Genomic DNA, 17,831 nt, shown 5'->3' with positions numbered 1-17,831 from the left:
CCGGCGCATGTGATCCCGAAGTCCCCATCGTGCACCGCGCGGTGGGGCTTCTTGCTGTCGGCATCGTGCAACCGGGGGCTAACCCCACCGCATTCCGTGATGCCTCCCGGATGGGGTGCGGGCTGTCGCTCAACAAGGCTATGGCCATGAGGACTTACGGAAAATCTGCCGCGTTCGTCGCCCTGTCCGTCACCGCCGTCGCCACCGCTCTCACCGGGGCCGCTCCCTCGCAGGCCGCCGCGTCGGCCGACCCCGCACCCGCGCTGTCCTGGCGGTCCTGTGCCCAGGACGGCGGCCCCGCCGGGCAGGAGTGCGCCGAACTTCCCGTACCGCTCGACTACCGCGACCCGGACGGCCCGCAGATCTCCCTCGCGGTGACCCGGGTCCGCAGCGACCGCCCGGCCGCCCGGCGCGGGACGCTCATGGTGATCCCGGGCGGGCCGGGCTCCTCCGGGGTGCAGCGGGTGACGCAGAAGGGGGAGCGGTTGCAGCGGGAGACGCAGGGGCGGTACGACATCGTGAGCCTCGACCCGCGCGGGGTCGGCGGCAGCCCGAAGGCGAGCTGCGGGCTCGCCCCGGAGGACCGGGAGATAGTGAACCTGCGGGCCTGGCCCGGCGCCGACGGCTCGATCACCGAGAACGTGACCCGCTCCCGGCGTACCGCCGAGGCCTGCGCCCGCAACGGCGGAGCGATGCTGCGGAGCCTCACCACGGCCAACGAGGTACGGGACATCGACCGCTTCCGGCAGGCGCTCGGCGAGGAGAAGCTGTCGGCCTGGGGGAGCTCGTACGGCACGTACGTGGGCGCCGTGTACGCGCAGAAGTACCCGCAGCACACCGACCGTTGGGTGCTGGACAGCAGCGGCGACCCGAACCCGTCGCGGGTGGCCAAGGGCTGGCTGGCGAACATGGCGGTGGGGGCGGCCGATCGCTTCCCCGACTTCGCGCGCTGGGCCGCGGACCCGGCCAGGGAGGCGGAGGGGCTGCGACTGGCCCGGCGGGCCGAGGACGTGCAGCCGCTGGTGCTGGACCTGGCGGCGCGACTGGACCGTGAGCCGAGGGAGTCCACCACGCCGGGCGTCCCGCTGACCGGCAACCGGCTGCGCCAGGCGATCCAGCTGGCCCTGTACGAGGACGACGCCTTTGCCGGGCTGGCGGGGCTCGTCCGGGCGGCCGGGGACCCCTCGTCGAAGCCGGTCCTGCCCGACGCGCTGAGCGGGCCGATACCGGACGAGGAGGCGGCCATCACGATCGCCGTGATCTGCAACGACGTGCGCTGGCAGGGCACGGTCTCCTCGTACGCGCGGGCCGTCGCCGCCGACCGCGTGAAGCACCCGCTGACCGCCGGGATGACGGCGAACATCACCCCGTGCACCTTCTGGAAGGACGCCCCTGCCGAGCCGCCGACCAGGATCACGGACCAGGGACCGTCCAACGTCCTGATGATCCAGGGCCTGCGCGACCCGGCGACCCCGTACTCCGGCGCCCTGAAGATGCGCGAGGCCTTCGGCGACCGGGCCCGCCTGGTCGCCGTCGACCACGGTGGGCACGGCATGTACCTGGGCCACGGGAACGCCTGCGGCGACCGCGCGGTCACCACGTTCCTGAACACCGGGACCCGGCCGGAGCGGGACACGTACTGCGCGGACTGACCGTGACCGGGCTGCGGCCGGACAAGCGTTCCGCTCAGTCGCAGCCCGGTGTCACATGCCCGCTGTTCCTGGCCTGAGCCAGCAGGGAGACGACCTCCTCGTCGGACGTCTGGGAGAAGTCCCGGTACCACTCGCCGACCGCGTAGAACAGGCGCGGCACCGACAGGCACACCACCTCGTCCGCGCTCCGGCGCAACCGCACGACCGCATCCGGCGGCGCCACCGGCACGGCCACCACCAGCCGCGCCGGCCGCTGCGCCCGTACCACCAGACAGGCTGCCTCGGCCGTGGCGCCGGTCGCGAAGCCGTCGTCCACGACGATCACCGTCCGGCCGTCGAGCGGGGTCCGTGCCCGGCCGGCGCGGTACACCTGTGCCCGGCGTACGAGCTCCGCCTCCTCGACCCGTTCGACCGCCGCGAGATCCTGCTTGCCGGCCCACAGCCGGCCCGCGACGTCATCGTTGACGACCCGCACCCCGCCCTCTCCGATGGCGCCGAACGCCACCTCCTCGTGGTGCGGTACGCCGAGCTTGCGGACGACGATCACATCGAGTTCGGCACCGAGGGTCTGGGCCACCTGGAAGGCCACCGGGACGCCGCCGCGGGGCAGTCCCAGCACGACGGGCTTCTCCCGTTCGAGGTGGCGGAGCGCCTCGGCCAGCTGCTGTCCCGCGTCCACGCGGTCGGCGAACAGCACGGTGGTTCACCCCCAGCCAGGGGGGAGCCGGGGGCGCATGCGCGCGCACCCCGTCGGCATCCCTACTACCGAAACAACCCCATGCGCGGCGCCCCCGCAACTCGGGCGGTCGCGGCCGGCCGCCGGGCGGGCCGCCCCGGTCAGGAGACCGGTGTCGTCTCGGGGATCTCGCCCTCGGTGGTGTGGACGTCGATGACGGAGAACGCCGCGCCCTGCGGGTCCGTCAGTGCGGCGAACCGGCCGAACGGCATGGTCATCGGGCCGAACCGCAGAATGGCGCCGCGCTCGGTGGCCTTCGCGACCGCCGCGTCGCAGTCGGCGACGGTGAAGTACACGTTCAGGTGCGGCGGAACCTCGGGCGGGAACTCGTCGCCCATCTTCATCCGCCCCATGACGGTCCGGTCGCCGAGGTTGAACATCCTGAAGTCGACGTGCTCGTCCGCGATCTTCACCATCGAGTACGGGAAGACGGCGGGGAAGAAGGCGTCGGACTTCTCGGGCTCCCGCGTGAAGACCTCGGCCCAGCAGAACGCACCGGGCACCCTCTGCGCCTCGAAGCCCTCGTGGCTGCCCGCCTGCCACACCCCGAAGACGACGCCGCTGGGGTCGCGGGCCAGCAGCATCGTGCCGAAATCGCCGACCTGCATGGGGTCCATCAGCGTCTCGCCGCCGTTGTCCCGGATCTTCGCCGCGGTGGCCTCCGCGTCCGGCGAGGCCAGGTACAGACACCAGGCCGACGGGCCCTCCTGGCCGGGCATCGGGGGCACCACCGCGGCGACCGCCTTGCCGTCGGCGTACGCCTGCGTGTAGTCGCCGAACTCCGACGAGGACTCACCGAACGTCCAGCCCAGCACATCACCGTAGAAGCTCTTCGCTCCGTCCAGGTCGGCGAACATCGCGTCGGCCCAGCACGGGGTGCCCTCCGGTTGTACAGCCATGGCCCTGACTCCTTCGCGCTCGGTGGGTGGTCCGGCTCCTCACGCTAGCCAGCCGACCGACTCCCCGCGCGTCGGGAACGAGGGCGAGAGACCTCAGACGGCCGTGCCCCGGCCCTGCGGCGGGTCCACCCGCACCAGGCCCGACTGGTAGGCCATGGCGACCAGTTGGGCCCGGTGCCGGGCGCCCAGCTTCGTCATCGCGCGGCCGACGTGGGTGCGAACGGTCAGCGGGCTGACGTGCATCCGGGCGGCGATCTCGTCGTTCGACAGGCCCTCGGCGGCCTGCGCCATGACCTCGCGCTCCCGGGCGGTCAGGACGTCCAGGGCCTCCGGCGCGGCGACACCGCCCTCCGGGCGGGCCAGGTAGCGGGTGATGAGGGCCCGAGTGGCGGTGGGCGACAGGAGGGTGTCGCCCGAGGCCACCGTCCGGATGGCGTCCAGGAGCTCCTCGGGGCCGACGTCCTTGCCGAGGAAGCCGCTGGCCCCCGCGCGCAGGGCGCGGGCCACGTACTCGTCGATCTCGAAGGTGGTGAGGATCAGGATGCGGGTGTCCCGCAGCGCCTCGTCGCGGCAGATCGCCTCGGTGGCCGCCAGCCCGTCCATGCCCGGCATGCGGATGTCCATCACGACCACGTCCGGCGTGGTGGCGCGGGCCCTCTCCACCGCCTCCCGGCCGTCCGCCGCGACACCGACGACCTCCATGTCGTCGTTCGAATCGATCAGCAGCCGGAAGGTCCCGGCCAGCAGCGCCTGGTCATCGGCCAGCAGTACCCGGATGGTCACCGCGCCGTCCTCTCCTTGTCGTCCCCGTTTTCCCCGTCGTCCCCGGTGTCCCCGTCGTTCCGCCCGGGCTCCGTGGCTGTGGCCGTGGTCTCCAGGGGAAGCTCCGTGGTCACCTCGAAGCCCCCGTCCGCACGGTGCCCGGCGTCCAGCCTCCCGCCCGCGGACAGCGCCCGCTCGCGCATGCCGATGAGACCGTAGCCCGGCTCGCCCGCCACCGGCGGCGCGTGCCCGTCGTCGGAGACGGTGAGCGTGAGCAGCCGGCGCGAGTAGCCGAGGCGGACCGAGGCCGTCGCACTGCCCGAGTGCTTGGTGACGTTGGTCAGCGCCTCCTGAACGATCCGGTACGCGGTCAGGTCCGCCCCCGGCGGCAGCGGCCGCGCCGTGCCCTCCACGGACACCGACACGACGAGCCCCGTGTGCTCGAAGGAGGCGATCAGCTCCGGCAGCCGGGCCAGCCCCGGAGTGGGCTCCAGCGGTGTCTCCGGGTCGCCCTCGCGGCGCAGCAGCCCCACGGTCGCCTTCAGCTCGCGCAGCGCGGAGGAGGTCGTCCCGGCCAGCTGGTCGAGCATCTCCTGCGCCTGGTCGGGCTTGCTGCGCAGCAGATACGCGGCGGTGGCCGCCTGCGCGTGGGCGAGGGCGATGTGGTGCGCCACGATGTCGTGGAGCTCCCGGGCGATCCGGGTCCGCTCCTCGGCCACCCGCTGGCGCGCCTCCTCCTCGCGGGTGCGTTCGGCCAGTTCGGCCCGTGCCTCCACGGCGGCGAGATGGCCACGCCGGTTCCGTACCGACTCACCGACGGCGCCCGCCAGCAGCACGCACGAGAGGGTGCCGATCTGGTCGGGCCGCAGCAGCGCGCCCTTGCCCCAGCCGACGGAGACGATGACGAGCGCGACGGCCACCCCGGTCGTGTACACGATGGTCGTGCGGAGCTCCGTACGCAGGGCCAGGAGGTAGAGGGCGACCAGGGCGGCACCGGCGACGCCGGGGCTGGGGTCGAAGCCGATCCGGCCGCCCATGACGCCCAGGACACCACCGCACACCGTCGTCACCGCCACCACCGTGCGCGGGAACCTGCGGTGCCCCAGCAGCAGAAGGACGGAGGGCACGGCGGCGACCAGGGAGAAGTCGAGGGGCGGGGTGCGGACGATCCGGGCGTCGGTCAGGGTGCTGGAGAAGACCACGAAGATCCACAGCACCACGGCTGTCGCCACGTCGACGGCCCGGGGGTGGCGTCGGGCCCACTGCCACCAGTCGGTGAACACGCAGTCTCTCCTCGTCTTCCACGGGGTCTGTCTCTTCCACGGGGTCTGTCCGACCATCCATGGTCCTCGACCCGGCCGTTCTCCCACACGGCGCGGCCGCAGGCCCGCCCGTCGCGCGTACGACGGGCGGGCCTCCGACCGCCTCACCTCACTCCGCCGCGGTCACACGCGTACGGGATCGGGGGCGGGCTCGTCCGTGGGAGCGGGCACCGCAGGCCCGCCCCGGTTCAGCTTCTCGCCCTCGACGTCCACCTGGGGCAGGACCTTCGCCAGCCACTTCGGCAGCCACCACGCCCGGTCGCCGAGCAGCGCGAGGACCGCCGGGACGACGGTCATCCGGACCACGAACGCGTCGAAGAAGACGGCCGAGGCGAGACCGACGCCCATCATCTTGATCATCGACTCGCTCATACCGATGAACCCGGCGAACACCGCGATCATGATGACGGCGGCGGCCCCGACGACCCGGGCACTGTGCCGGAACCCGGTGACGATCGCCTCGCCGGGCCGCTCCCCGTGGACGTACGCCTCCCGCATCCGGGTCACCAGGAAGACCTCGTAATCCATGGCGAGCCCGAAGACCACACCGATCAGGAAGATCGGCATCATGCTCATCACCGGCCCGGTCTGCTCCACGCCGAGGGCGTCGGCGAGCCAGCCCCACTGGAAGACCGCGACGATCGTGCCGAAGGCCGCCGTCACGGAGAGCAGGAAGCCGAGCGCCGCCTTGAGCGGGACCAGCAGCGAGCGGAAGACGACCATCAGGAGCAGGAAGGCCAGGCCGACGACGAGCGCGAGGTAGGGGACCAGCGCGTCGGTGACCTTCTGCGACACGTCGATGTTCACCGCGGTCGCCCCGGTGACCAGCATCGTCGCTCCGGTCCCGGACTCCAGATCACGGGCCTCGTCGCGGATGGTGCGGACGAGTTCCGTGGTGGCCCCGGTGCTGGGCCCGGTGGAGGGTACGGCGGTGAGCACCGCGGTGTCACCGGCCTCGTTGAAGGCGGGGGGCGTGGTGGCGACGACGCCCTCGGTCGCGGTGAGCTGCTCGGCGGCCTGCGCCGCGGCGGCCTTCGGGTCCTTGGCGGCCTTCGCGTCGACGACGACGGTGAGCGGTCCGTTGAAGCCGGGACCGAAGCCGTCGGCCAGGGCGTCGTAGGCGCGGCGCTGGGTGGTCGAGGTGGACTTCGCCTCGTCGCCCGGCATGCCGAGCTGGAGATCGAACGTCGGTACGGAGATCAGGCCGAGGCCGAGGATGCTGAGCACCAGGACCGCGAGCGGCCGGCGGATCACGAACCGGGCCCAGCGGGTACCCAGGCCGGGCCGGCCCGGCCTGGCGCGCTGTCCGCCCCGCGCCGTGCGCCGGGCGCGCGGCAGGACGGCCTTCTGGAAGAAGCCGAGCAGTGCGGGCAGCAGGGTCATCGCGACCAGGACGGCGATCACGACGGTGCTCGCCGCGGCGAGACCCATCTTGGTCAGGACGGGAATGCCGACCACGGACAGGCCCGCCAGCGCGATGACGACGGTGAGACCGGCGAAGACGACGGCGGAACCCGCCGTACCCACTGCCCGTGCGGCGGCCTCCTCGGCGCCGTGGCCCTCGGCGCGTTCCGTCCGGTAGCGCGAGACGATGAACAGGGCGTAGTCGATGCCGACCGCGAGCCCCAGCATCAGGGCGAGCGTGGTCGTGGTCGTGGACATCCCGATGGCGACGATCGAGGCCACGCCCACGCCGATGCCGACGATCGCGGTGAGCAGCGGGAGGCCCGCCGCGGCGAGCGACCCGAAGGTGATGAGCAGGACGACCGCGGCGGCGGCGACGCCGACGAGTTCGGTGGTGCCGCCGAGCTCGCCCTTCGGCACCAGGGCCGATCCGCCGAGCTCCACGGTCAGGCCCGCGTCCCGCCCCTTCTCGGCGGCGTCCTCCAGCGCCTCGGTGGTGGCGGTCGTGAGATCGATGCTCTGTACGTCGTACGAGACGGTGGAGTACGCGGTCGTGCCGTCCTTGCTCACCGCCCCGGCCATCGTGAACGGGTCGAGGGCGCCCTTGACCTGGTCGCCGCCCGCCACGTCCGCGACGATCCTCTCGATGGCCGCCTTGTTCGGGCCCGCCGTGACCTTCTGGCCCTCGGGCGCGACGAAGACGATCCGGGCGTCGGCGGCGTTGGAGTTGCCGCCGGGGAAACGCTGGTCCAGCAGGTCGAACGCCTTCTGCGACTCCGTCCCGGGCATCGAGAACCCGTCCTCGGGGGCGGCCGGGGCCTTGGCCGCGGCGAACGCGCAGGCGGCCAGGACCACCGCCCAGAGCAGGGCGACGAGCCGGCGTCTCCGGAAGGAGAAGCGGCCCAGTCGGTAAAGGAAGGTAGCCACGAGGAGGCGCTCCAGTCTTTCGAAGGAATGCCTCGATCCTTCGCGAACAGGGGCGTCATCGTCGTCGTCGCCCTGCATGCAGTCGTACGTACTGTCGCTGCAGTACATACGGCTGCGTGGAGCCGTCGGTCTCCGGCGGTCCTCGTACGCGCGACGTCGCGAAGTTCCGTCCACATGGCGGGAGATGGGAAAGGTGCGCTACGGTGACCACGTCATCACGCTCTGTGTGCTTCCGTGCGCATGGAGCGGCCCCCGGCGGTGCGACAACACCGGTCCGAGGGCCTACACCACCAGTGGAGCTGCGAGGCCACCGGAAATGCTGCGTCATGCTATCGCGCCGTCCGCGCGCTATACGAAGGCATCGAACGATGTCGTACGCCATCCGCGTCTGAACAGTGACGCGAAGATCCTGCTCCTCTACGTCCAGGGACTCCCGGGCGACGGCCCGTGCAAGCCGTTGAGCGAACTCGCCCGCAGGATGGGCATCAAGGGCCGCGCGTACCAGAGGGCGAAGGAACAGCTCGTCGAGCACGGCTACGTGCACGAGCGGCGGAGCCAGTCCGAGGGAGGCCGCTGGCTGACCGAGCAACTGGTCGCGAACACCCCCCTGACGCCCGAGCAGGCGCGACTCCTCCTGCGCGCCCCCGCGCCCGCCCCCGCCCCCGTACTCACGGCCCCGCCGCCGAGTACGCGGTTCCCGGCGGTCGGTGAGCCGACCCCTCGGGTGGCCGGTGGCTATGAACCGTTAGAAGACCACAGTGACAAGACAACTCCCCACCCACCCGCCGAACCTGAGCGAGCCCCAGACGCCACCCCCGACCCGCCCCCACGGACCACCCCGGCGGACCCCGCCCAACTGGCCCGCGCGGAACGGGTCCTGCTCTCCCTGCGCCACGGCCGCCGTGAACTGCACCTGGGCGTACGCGAGGCCCGCACACTCGCCGTGGAGGCCGTCAAGTGGCTCGAACGCGGCCTGAGCGAATCCGACCTCCGCCACGCCCTGCTCTCCGAACGCCCGCGGGACGGCGTCCGCTCGGCCGTCGGCTTCCTGCGCCACCGCCTGATCCAGAAGCTCCCCGAACCGCCGCTCCAGCACCGGCCCCACGCCCGCCCGCCCCTCCCCGAACTCGTCGAATGCGCGGGCCCCGGCGATTCACATCTCTTCCGCCCCCTGTTCGGCGAATCCGAATGCCCTGCCTGCTGCCGCGCCGCCGCCCGCACCGAACCCGACCCCATCCCCTGGCGCGAACGCATCGCCAGAATCAACGGCACGCCGACAGCCCTACCGGCCGAGGCCTGACCGCCGTCCAGTGGCGCGTGCTCGATGGACCATACTTGCGAAGAAATCAGGGTTCCTGCACGCAAGTGTGCACGCGGAGCGGCGACATCGGTGTCCTGGGACGAAGGGTCAGTGAAACGCACGTGACCACGGAAACACCCCGAACGCGGCGTCGGTGGCGACGGGGCCTCGTCCTGGCCTGTTGCGCACTGCTCGTGGTGGCGGGAGTGACGGTGGCGGCCAATACGAACGTGTTCGGACCCCGGGAACTGTGCGGCGGCTGGCTGAGCAGCGAGGACGCACAGGAGGGTCTCGGCGGCAGCGGCCGGGTGACCAGCCGCTTCGACTCCACCAACGCCTGCGTGCTGGAACGGACCGGCTGGCTTCCCGGCGGGAAGGACGTAAGAGTCCGTCTCCGGGCCACCGCTGTCGGAGCCGACCATCCCTTCGTCGATTCCCTGTGGACCGTCTCGGGCGAGCACAACACTGTGACGGGCCTCTTCCCCGGTGCCTTCGACACGCACGGCACCGGCTGGGTCTCTCTCCCCGCTTCGTGCGCCATGGTGGGCGAAGGGGCGGTCAAGGGTGATCGCACCGTCCTGCGGGTGGGAGTGGAACGGGGCGACGTGGACCCGGCCAAGCTGTCCCGGACGGCGGAGCGGGCGGCCCGCGCCATAGCTACGTCCCACCAGTGCCTGCCGGCCACCTCGCAAGCGGGCTCCACGGCGTCGGGGACGGGCGGCTCCCGCTACTTCTCCGCCTCCCGGGTCAGCAGGTCCGATCCGGCCAAGGTGTGTGGGCTGGCCGGCTTCGCCCTCGCCGCCACGGCCCCGGCGGGCACCCCCGTGCAGCAACAGACCTCGGGTTCCTTCGACGACGCATGGTTCTGCGACCTGTCCCTGGCGCACCCCGCGACCGGCCTGCCGAGGGACGACGAATACGGCCCCTTCGCCCGCCTCGCGATCATCCGGAACCCGGAACTGTTCAGCGGGGCCGAGAAGCGTGGTTTCGAACGGGCCGTCTGCGGGGGCAAGGAGACGTATTTCGCCATGGACAATCTCTTCCTCGAAGAGAACACGAAGGGCCCGGTGGACGAAGCCGCCATGGACTTCTTCCGCAAGTCCTCGGTCCTGGACCGCTTCCCGAAGGCCGCGCGCACCGCTCTCGGCTGCGACTGAGCAGGCCGCCTCGCCCCGGCACCGGCCGGGAGGCCGATGGCCGCCGCCCTACCTCCGCCGGGTCGCCGCCGCGACGGTGGCCATGAGTTCCGCGTCCAGTACGGACGGGTCGGCCAGCCGGGTCGGGGCGGCGTAGGAGTTGAGGAGTGCCTTCGTGACGCGCAGGGCGGCCTCGGGGCGGCGCACGATGGGCTTGGCCCAGGCGGTGACCGCCGCGTCCAGGTCGCTCTCGGGCACGATGCGCTGGAGGACCGACAGCTCGTACGCCTCGGTGGCGTCGAAGGCGCGTCCGGTGAGGATGAGTTCGCGGGCGCGGGCGGCGCCGACCTCGTGGATGAGCCGGGGCAGTACGCCGCCCCAGGCGGTGGGCAGCCCGAGCGCCAGCTCCGGCAGCCGGAAACCGGCGGTGTCGGCGCCCACGCGCAGGTCGCAGGCGAGGGCCAGCGCGAGACCGGCGCCGATCGCCTTGCCCTGGATCCGGGCGATGGTGACGGCCTGGTTGCCGGAGATCGCCTCGCAGACCCGGCGGGCCTTGTCACCGGCGATCCGGATGCCCCGCCCGGTGGGGTCCTCTTCGAGCCAGTCGGCGAACTCGTTGCGGTCGCCGCCCAGGCAGAAGTCGTCTCCGGCCCCGCTGAGCACCAGCACCCGCACGTCGGGGTCCGGTACGGCCAGGACCGCCAGCAGATCGTCCAGCATCGCTTCGGTGACCGCGTTGCCGGTGTCCGGGGAGTCCAGCTCCACCCGGAGGACGGCGCCCTCGCGCTCGGCGCGCACCGTGCTCGGCCGCCGGTGCGGGGTCAGGTACTGCGACAGCGAGAGCTTCATATCGCCACGCTCAGCGAGGTGACCCGTCTGAAGACCAGCCGGGAGGCGTACTTGGCCGGCGAGACGGCACGCAGGGTGGGGAAGCGTTTCAGCAGCTGCGTCAGGAGCGTGCGTGCCTCCAGGCGGGCGAGGGCCGCGCCCAGGCAGTAGTGCACCCCGCCCCCGAAGGTCAGATGCGTGCCGGAGCGCTGGACGTCGAAGGCGTCCGGGTCCTCGTTGCGCCGCGGGTCGTGGTTGGCGGCCCCGTACATCACGTGGACCATGCTGTCCTTGGCGATCGGCACACCCGCCAGCACGGTGTCCTCGGCCGCGATCCGGGTGTTGATGTGGATCGGCGGGTCGTAGCGCAGGACCTCGTCGACGGCGGCGTCGATGTAGCCGGGGTTCTCGCCGAGCCAGGCCCACCGGCCGGGTTCCCTCAGGAGCAGTTGCACCATGGCCGACAGCAGGGTGGCGGTGGTCTCCAGCGAGGCGATGGTGACGAACATGGTGAGCCGGTAGAGGATCTCGTCCGCCGCCTCGCGGTCGGGTTCCCGGGCGTCCCAGGTGTGGATCCAGCCGGTCAGGACATCGTTGCCGGGGTCGGCCCGGCGCTGTTTCACCAGTTCGGTGAAGTAGCTGCGCAGATGGACGGTCGCCTCGGCGGAGACGGTGAGCTGTTTCTTGGTGGGCAGCAGCTCCTGGGCGTGCACCTGGTTGTGGGTGATCTCCAGGATGTGCGCGTAGTCCTCGGGAGGTATCCCCAGCCAGGAACCGATGGTGCTGATCGGCAACTGCTCGCTGACCGTGCTGACGAGGTCGGCCTCGCCCCAGTGCAGCTTGTCGGCCAGCTCGTCCAGGAGCCGGGTGACGTGCTCCTCGACCTGAGGGGTCAGCCGCGTGATGGTCGAGCGGTCGAAGAGATTGCCGAGACTGCGGCGCTGACAGGTGTGCTCGGGTGCGTTGAGGCGGGAGAGAGTCTTGGTCATCTCCTGCGTGGCGACGGCCTCCCAGCGCTCGGTGTCCGCCTGGCGTTCCTGCCAGGCGAAGTCGGGCGCCAGCCAGTTGCGTCCGCGCAGCACCTCGCTGCACGCGTCGAAACCCGTGACGAAGTACGCGTCCCAGGGAGCGCGTACGACATCGCCCATGGATCTCAGATCGGCCAGCAAAGGGTAGGGATCAGCCTGCCCCTCGGGCGATTTGAGACGTTTCAGGAGGGAGATGAGGGCACGGCGGTCGACGGGGGGCCTGTCTGTGCCACATATAGCGCTCACGCAGAGTTCCTTGACCTGGGCTCATGGTTACCGGCAGAACCTACCCCTCCGCATATGCCCGCCATGCGTGGATCCTTGTTGCCCGTATCACAGAGAAACCCTGCTTCAGCCCCTTGTCATCTGTCGCGTGCGCCTCAACTCCCTCTCCTGTCACAGCTGTTACCCGTACGAAAGTCCGCCTTATGTGCACAAGCCGTACGCCGCGCCCGATTAGATGTTCCTCACACCCGGAACACGTCCAGGAAGGAACTCCACCAGCCCTTCGTCTTCTTCTGCGGCTCCGCGTGGTCGTAGTGCGGGACCGGCGCCTCGCTCGGGGCGGCATTCCGGGACGGAACGGGCGACTGTGCCGCCGACACCGTGGTCCGGCGCGCCGGGGCGGCCGTGAAGAACACGGGCAGTGACACCAGGGCCCGGTGGAAGGGGCCCGGACGCCATTCGACCGCGGAGGGCGACACCGCGAGGGCGAGGTCGGGCACCGAGTTGAGGATCTTCTCGATCGCGGTGAGGGCGATGAGCTGTGCGGGGGACTTCGCCGGGCAGACGTGCGGGCCCGCGCCCCAGGCCAGATGGGCGCCCTTGCTCAGGGTCTGGCGGGCGTCGGTGAGCGCGGGGTCGCTGTTGGCGGCGGCGAAACTGATCAGTACCGGGGTGTCCGCCTTCAGCGTCACACCGCCCAGGTCGATGTCCTGGACCGGGTAGTGCGTCGCGTAGTTGGCGATCGGCGGGTTGTTCCACAGCACGTCGTCGAGGGCGTCCTCGACCAGCATCCCGGTGCCCCGCCGCTGCGCGGACCCGGTGTCGCTGGACAGCATGAGCAGCAGCGCGTTGGCGATCAGGTTGCGCTCCGGCTCGATGCCCGCGCCCATCAGCATGACGAGCTGGTCCTTGAGCTCCTCGTCCCGCAGCCCCGCCGGATGCTGGATCAGCCAGGAGGTGATGTCCTCGGCGGGCTGGCGCCGCTTGAGCGCGACGAGCTCCATCAGGCACTCGGTCAGCTCGGCGTTGGCCCGGAGCACGTCCTCGCCGTCGAAGATCGCGGACATGCTGCGGGTCAGCCGGTCGCCGATGTCGCCGGGGCAGCCGAAGAGCTGGTTGAACAGCAGGAGCGGCAGCAGCTTGGCGTAGTCGCCGAGCAGGTCCGCGCTGCCGCGCTCGATGAACTGGTCGATGAGGTAGTCGGCTATCCGCTCCACATCCCGGCTGAGCCGGGTGGTGTTGAGCCGGCCGAGGCTCTCGGTGACCGCCTTGCGCAGCCGCAGATGCTCGGTGCCGTCCGTGAACAGGCAGTTGGGCCGGTACGCCATCATCGGCAGCACCGGGCTGTCCAGCGGTACGCGACCCTCCCGCAGCGCGGCCCAGCGCCTCGCGTCACGGGCGAAGAAGGACGGATTCTGCAGCACCCGGAGCGCGGCCTCGTGCTGCACGACCAGGGTGGCCTCCACACCGGGGGCCAGCTCGATCGGAGCGGCGAGTCCGTGCGCCCGGAACGCGTCGTACACGCGCTGCGGATCGGAAGCGAACTCCGGCCCGTAGAGCGACGTCTGGTGCTCACCGCGCATCGGGCACCCGGTGGGGGCGCTGTACGGGGTGGATCCCGGCGACGAGTCCATGTGTGATTCCTCGATGTGATCGCGGGCCCCGAGGGGCCCGGACGGTGGACGGAGAACGGGCCCGGGAGCCATCGCCCGACCTGGGCCGTCCGAACGGCGGCCGGGCGACAGCTCCTCAGGCCACGTGTGCCAGAAGGTGCTGGACCAGAGTGATCAGGGCCTGCGCGGACGACTTCTCGTCCCGGGCGTCGCAGTACACGACGGGGGTGTCCGGCAGCAGATCGAGAGCCTCGCGCAACTCCTCCTCGGCGTGCCGGGAGTACGGATCGAAGCTGTTGACGGCGACCGCGTACTCCAGCCCGTACGTCTCGACCAGGTCGATCACCGGGAAGGTGTCGGCGAGACGGGCCGGGTCGACGAGGAGCAGCGCGCCGAGCGAGCCGCGGGCCATGTCCTCCCACAGCTCGACGAAGCGCTGCTGGCCCGGCGTACCGAACAGGTACAGCACCAGTTCGTCGCTGAGCGTCAGACGGCCGAAGTCCAGCGCGACCGTCGTGGTCACCTTGTCGGGTGCACCGCGCAGATCGTCGATGTGCGCCCCGGCCTGGGTCATCCGCTCCTCGGTGCGCAGCGGCGTGATCTCGGAGAGGGTGCCGATGAGCGTCGTCTTGCCCACGGCGAAGTGCCCGACGACGAGAATCTTCGCCGCACGCCGAACCGCGTCCGGCACATAGATGCTGTCAGCCGAACCGGACGTGGAGTCCATGCAACACCTCTTCGAGGATCTTCCTGTCAACGAGCTGAGCCGGCGGTGGCGCCTTGCGGCGCATCAGATGACCTTGTTCAGCTAAATCGTTCAGCAGCAGACGCGCCACACCGACCGGCTGGCCGAGGTGGCCCGCCACCTCGGCCACCGAGAGATAGCCGCCGGAGCACAGCTCCCAGATGGCCCGGACCTCCGGGCTCGGGTTAGGGGGCGGCTGCCGGTCGGGTGCGATGGTGACCAGGGTGACGAGGGAGAGTCCCTCCGCATCGGGCAGGCCGCGCCCCCCGGTGATCACGTACGACCGGACGAACCCGCTGTTGACCGCCTGCTCCTCGCCCGGCGTCGTCATACGTCGATTCCCGCGTCCTGGCGGGGAGGTGTGGTCATCGCCTTCCCCAGCGCGGTGACCTGTTGCTGCATGCGGAAGGACATGGCCTCCATGTCCACGTCGGCCGCCGCGGCCGCCGCCAGGTAGGCACCGGTGCCCGCCGCGATCAGGAAGATCCAGCCGTGGTCGTACTCCAGCAGCGTCTGGCGCCAGCGGCCCGGGGCCTGGGCCCCGATGAAGGGCGCGACGGCCCGGCTCAGCGACTGCATGGAACTCATCGCGGCCGCCACGGTCTCCGCGTCGTCCCGGCCGATCTCACTGGAGTTGGCCAGCAGCAGACCGTCGGCGGAGACGAGGATCGCGTGCCGTGCGCCGGGTACCTGGAGCACATCGTTGAGCACCCAGGACAGATCGGGGTTCACTGGAACTCGGGTCCTTCCATCGTCGTCATGTCACGCCCGGACCGGGTACCGCGCTGGAACGCGCCCAGACGGGAAGCGGTCTCCTCGTTGCTGCGCACCGGCCCGGGCTCGGACGACGGCACGACCGACACCGGGCTCTTGCGACGACGCTTGGGCAGACCACCGGCGGTGGTGGCGGGCCCGGTGGGCAGCCCAGTGGCGACCGGCTGCGCGGCCGGCGGGAACAGCGGGGTCGGGGACGGCGCGGGCGCCTGGCGCCGGGGGAGCGCCGAGATCTCCGCGTCGTGGCGCTCGGCGACCGGGGGCGGCGGCGCGGGCACATCGCCGGTCAGCAACTCGTCGGGCAGGAGAACCACGGCGCGTACGCCTCCATAGGGGGATACGGAGTCCACCGAGACCTTGAACCCGTAGCGGGCGGCCAGCATCCCGGAGACGGCGAACCCGAACTGCGGGGGAATGCCCAGGCTGGAGACGCTGATCGCGGCCTGCGGCGCGAGGAGGGCCGCGGCGCGGTCCTTCTCCTCCTGGCCCATGCCGAGACCGGCGTCGTCGACGATGAGGCAGACGCCCGTCGGGACGGCCTGGATGTTGATCTCCACCGGGGCGCCGGGAGCGGAGTAGTTGGTGGCGTTGGCCAGCAGCTCGGCGAGGACGACGGCCACGGGCTCCACGGCCTTGCTGACGACCGAGAAGTTCACCTGCCCGTTGATCCGCACCCGGTCGAACTGCCGGATACGGCCCTGGGCGCTGCGGGCCACGTCGAAGACGGACGCGACGGTCTCCCGGCGCCCGAGCCAGCCGCCGCACAGCACCGCGATGCCCTGGGCCCGGCGTCCGAACTGGCTGTTGGCGTGGTCGACGGCCATCAGGTCGGCGAGGATGCCGGGGTCGTCGCCGTACTTCTGCTGGGCGTTCTCGATGACCACCTGCTGCTCGTCCGCGAGCCCCTGGAGGGTACGCACGGCGGCCTTCAGGACCGCCTTGGTCTCCTCCTCGGCGTCCTTGCGGACCTCGGCCAGCTCGCCGGAGTGCTGATGGGTCAGGCCGGTGTACGCGACGTGGAGTTCGTCACGCTGGCGCTGCAACGTGTCTCTTTGCTGGTGGAGTTCGGAGTTCTGTCTGCGCAGTCCGATGTTGGTCTTGCGAGCCCGCAGAACGGCACCCACGGCGACCAGCGCGACGACAACCAGTGCCCACAGAAGAGGGCCCTGTGCAAATGTCATGAGACTCACTTCAAGTGCCATGGCTATGGATACGGCTTGACGCTCCCTCACGTGCCGCAGCGCCGGGCCGGTCTAGCCGCGGTCTGCGCCACCCAGGGAGGGCCCCTCCGGGTGTGGGGCCGAGGAATTCATCCCTCCCGGAATGCCCCCATATGCCGTCAGCCCACTGGAAGTAAGATGATCTTAACATCGGTCAGGTGGGCAATTGTCAAGACCGACACGCCAGTTGCACTCTTGCGCGGAATGTTCACAACAAGGCCGCTGCGGAGGCGGTCGGAAGTCGGCCGGGGAACGGTCGGAGAACGGCCGGAAATCGGCCGGGGGACGGTCAGCCGACGCAGAGGACGAGCACGCAGATCCGGCCCGGCCGGGTCGTCTCCGGCGCGGGGCTCGGGGGCGGCGCGTCCGCAGCCGGGTCGCCGGCCTGCGAGGGGGCGGGTGCGGGCGTGGTCGTGCGCGGGGCCGGGGCGCTGCCGGCAGGAGGCCGAGGGCTCGTCGCCGTGGCGGGGCGGGCGGCTGTGACGGTGTGGCGCGTGCTCTTCGTGACCGTGGCGGGCACCGCGGCGGCGGCCCGTGGTGGACCGGTGACCGCGTGCGACCGGCCATCGGCGGCGGAGCCCCGCGCGTCGAGGGTGCGCGGGCGTACGGGAGAGGGCGAATCGGCACCGGCATCCGTGTCCGTACCGGCGTCCGTCTCGGTGTGGGGGGCGTCGGTACGGTCCGCGGCGGTGGCCGTGGCTTTCGGCTCCGGCGCCGTGGAGGCCTGCGTGCTGTGGGCGGTGGACGGCCGGGACGGGAGTACGGCGAGGGTCAGGCCGCCCCCGACGAGCGCGACGGTCGACGCGAGCACCGCCCGGCGCCGGTGCTTCTTCCAGCGCGCCAGTTGGCGACGCCTGGCCGCACGGCCCTGCGGGGCGGGGGCGGCCGGCATGTGCGGCTCGGCCTCGACGTGCGGGGCGGGGGCGGCGGGCTCGGCCTCGATGTGCGGCGTGTCGAAATAGCCGGCCGAGTCGGGGAACTCCTGCGCCGGCCATTCCTCCACCACCCTGACGGTGGCCATGGGTGCCACGGTCGTCGCCGCTGCCGGGCTGTGCCGGTGATGGCCGTGCGGGGCGATGTCCGGCGCGTACGCACCGCATCCGGGGCACGCCAGGGCCCCGTTGAGCGTCCGACGGCACGAGGAGCAGTAGTCCATCCGCGATCTCTCTGCGCTGACTGTGTCACCAGGAACTCCGGCGACCTGTTCAAGTTCGCACTCACGATCGAGCGGGCAACAACGTAACGGCACCTGCGGGAGGT

Annotated in this window: 15 protein-coding genes and 1 pseudogene; 3 read left to right on the top strand and 13 right to left on the bottom strand. The window is 71.4% G+C overall.

Features of this window, described 5'->3' with window-relative positions; translation table 11 throughout:
* The first annotated feature begins 146 nt into the window (after positions 1-146).
* Positions 147-1,652 (top strand): alpha/beta hydrolase, encoded by a 1,506-nt coding sequence (locus ACWCPY_RS30505; protein WP_451270314.1) that lies wholly within the window; start codon positions 147-149, stop codon positions 1,650-1,652.
* Positions 1,653-1,722: 70 nt separating this feature from the next.
* On the opposite strand, the pseudogene ACWCPY_RS30500 reads toward ACWCPY_RS30505, so the two are convergent.
* From ACWCPY_RS30500 to ACWCPY_RS30480, 5 genes and pseudogenes are all read right to left on the bottom strand, one after another.
* A pseudogene (locus ACWCPY_RS30500) lies at positions 1,723-2,349 on the bottom strand (phosphoribosyltransferase); the annotation flags it as partial.
* Between the two features lie 140 nt (positions 2,350-2,489).
* The gene (locus ACWCPY_RS30495) at positions 2,490-3,287 is read right to left on the bottom strand and encodes a VOC family protein (RefSeq protein ID WP_451270312.1); all 798 of its coding nucleotides are present in this window, start codon (positions 3,285-3,287) and stop codon (positions 2,490-2,492) included.
* A gap of 93 nt (positions 3,288-3,380) precedes the next feature.
* A complete protein-coding gene (locus ACWCPY_RS30490; RefSeq protein WP_451270310.1) occupies positions 3,381-4,070 on the bottom strand; it encodes a response regulator transcription factor in 690 nt (229 codons plus the stop codon).
* Positions 4,067-5,332, bottom strand: coding sequence for a sensor histidine kinase (locus ACWCPY_RS30485; protein ID WP_451270308.1), 1,266 nt, complete (start codon positions 5,330-5,332; stop codon positions 4,067-4,069). The genes ACWCPY_RS30490 and ACWCPY_RS30485 overlap by 4 nt, the downstream gene beginning before the upstream one ends.
* A gap of 162 nt (positions 5,333-5,494) precedes the next feature.
* The gene (locus tag ACWCPY_RS30480; protein ID WP_451270306.1) at positions 5,495-7,702 is read right to left on the bottom strand and encodes an MMPL family transporter; all 2,208 of its coding nucleotides are present in this window, start codon (positions 7,700-7,702) and stop codon (positions 5,495-5,497) included.
* A 316-nt stretch (positions 7,703-8,018) separates the two neighbouring features.
* Here ACWCPY_RS30480 and ACWCPY_RS30475 point away from each other — a divergent pair, with 316 nt between their 5' ends.
* Both ACWCPY_RS30475 and ACWCPY_RS30470 read left to right on the top strand, forming a co-directional pair.
* Positions 8,019-9,002: a hypothetical protein gene (locus ACWCPY_RS30475; protein WP_451270304.1), complete on the top strand. Its 984-nt coding sequence runs from the start codon at positions 8,019-8,021 to the stop codon at positions 9,000-9,002.
* Positions 9,003-9,232: 230 nt separating this feature from the next.
* On the top strand, positions 9,233-10,159 hold the full coding sequence (locus ACWCPY_RS30470) for a hypothetical protein (RefSeq protein WP_451270302.1): 927 nt from the start codon (positions 9,233-9,235) through the stop codon (positions 10,157-10,159).
* A gap of 48 nt (positions 10,160-10,207) precedes the next feature.
* Here ACWCPY_RS30470 and ACWCPY_RS30465 read toward each other — a convergent pair whose 3' ends face one another.
* From ACWCPY_RS30465 to ACWCPY_RS30430, 8 genes are all read right to left on the bottom strand, one after another.
* Entirely contained in the window at positions 10,208-10,987 is a 780-nt protein-coding gene (locus ACWCPY_RS30465; protein ID WP_451270300.1) for an enoyl-CoA hydratase/isomerase family protein, read from the bottom strand.
* Positions 10,984-12,114: a cytochrome P450 gene (locus ACWCPY_RS30460; RefSeq protein ID WP_451270298.1), complete on the bottom strand. Its 1,131-nt coding sequence runs from the start codon at positions 12,112-12,114 to the stop codon at positions 10,984-10,986. The genes ACWCPY_RS30465 and ACWCPY_RS30460 overlap by 4 nt, the downstream gene beginning before the upstream one ends.
* 347 nt (positions 12,115-12,461) lie before the next feature.
* Positions 12,462-13,853, bottom strand: a complete 1,392-nt coding sequence (locus ACWCPY_RS30455; protein ID WP_451270296.1) for a cytochrome P450 — start codon at positions 13,851-13,853, stop codon at positions 12,462-12,464.
* A gap of 115 nt (positions 13,854-13,968) precedes the next feature.
* Positions 13,969-14,559: a GTP-binding protein gene (locus ACWCPY_RS30450; RefSeq protein ID WP_072487819.1), complete on the bottom strand. Its 591-nt coding sequence runs from the start codon at positions 14,557-14,559 to the stop codon at positions 13,969-13,971.
* Entirely contained in the window at positions 14,534-14,908 is a 375-nt protein-coding gene (locus ACWCPY_RS30445; protein ID WP_072487820.1) for a DUF742 domain-containing protein, read from the bottom strand. Before ACWCPY_RS30445 ends, ACWCPY_RS30450 begins: the two co-directional genes overlap by 26 nt.
* Positions 14,905-15,309 (bottom strand): roadblock/LC7 domain-containing protein, encoded by a 405-nt coding sequence (locus ACWCPY_RS30440; RefSeq protein ID WP_266417211.1) that lies wholly within the window; start codon positions 15,307-15,309, stop codon positions 14,905-14,907. Before ACWCPY_RS30440 ends, ACWCPY_RS30445 begins: the two co-directional genes overlap by 4 nt.
* Positions 15,306-16,532 (bottom strand): ATP-binding protein, encoded by a 1,227-nt coding sequence (locus ACWCPY_RS30435; RefSeq protein WP_451270293.1) that lies wholly within the window; start codon positions 16,530-16,532, stop codon positions 15,306-15,308. The genes ACWCPY_RS30440 and ACWCPY_RS30435 overlap by 4 nt, the downstream gene beginning before the upstream one ends.
* Before the next feature lie 328 nt (positions 16,533-16,860).
* Positions 16,861-17,727, bottom strand: coding sequence for an SCO2400 family protein (locus ACWCPY_RS30430; protein WP_451270291.1), 867 nt, complete (start codon positions 17,725-17,727; stop codon positions 16,861-16,863).
* Positions 17,728-17,831 lie beyond the last annotated feature (104 nt).

It is taken from the genome of Streptomyces sp. NPDC002403 (assembly GCF_053593015.1).
Note: the sequence above shows the minus strand (reverse complement) of the source record. Positions and strands in the feature narration are given on the sequence as shown.

What these genes read in the sequence shown, in the direction of transcription:
- ACWCPY_RS30505 (WP_451270314.1), top strand. Translation starts at nt 147, where the DNA reads ATGAGGACTTACGGAAAATCTGCCGCGTTCGTCGCCCTGTCCGTCACC.
- ACWCPY_RS30495 (WP_451270312.1), bottom strand. Translation starts at nt 3,287, where the DNA reads ATGGCTGTACAACCGGAGGGCACCCCGTGCTGGGCCGACGCGATGTTC.
- ACWCPY_RS30475 (WP_451270304.1), top strand. Translation starts at nt 8,019, where the DNA reads ATGCTGCGTCATGCTATCGCGCCGTCCGCGCGCTATACGAAGGCATCG.
- ACWCPY_RS30465 (WP_451270300.1), bottom strand. Translation starts at nt 10,987, where the DNA reads ATGAAGCTCTCGCTGTCGCAGTACCTGACCCCGCACCGGCGGCCGAGC.
- ACWCPY_RS30460 (WP_451270298.1), bottom strand. Translation starts at nt 12,114, where the DNA reads ATGGGCGATGTCGTACGCGCTCCCTGGGACGCGTACTTCGTCACGGGT.
- ACWCPY_RS30455 (WP_451270296.1), bottom strand. Translation starts at nt 13,853, where the DNA reads ATGGACTCGTCGCCGGGATCCACCCCGTACAGCGCCCCCACCGGGTGC.
- ACWCPY_RS30450 (WP_072487819.1), bottom strand. Translation starts at nt 14,559, where the DNA reads ATGGACTCCACGTCCGGTTCGGCTGACAGCATCTATGTGCCGGACGCG.
- ACWCPY_RS30445 (WP_072487820.1), bottom strand. Translation starts at nt 14,908, where the DNA reads ATGACGACGCCGGGCGAGGAGCAGGCGGTCAACAGCGGGTTCGTCCGG.
- ACWCPY_RS30435 (WP_451270293.1), bottom strand. Translation starts at nt 16,532, where the DNA reads ATGACATTTGCACAGGGCCCTCTTCTGTGGGCACTGGTTGTCGTCGCG.
- ACWCPY_RS30430 (WP_451270291.1), bottom strand. Translation starts at nt 17,727, where the DNA reads ATGGACTACTGCTCCTCGTGCCGTCGGACGCTCAACGGGGCCCTGGCG.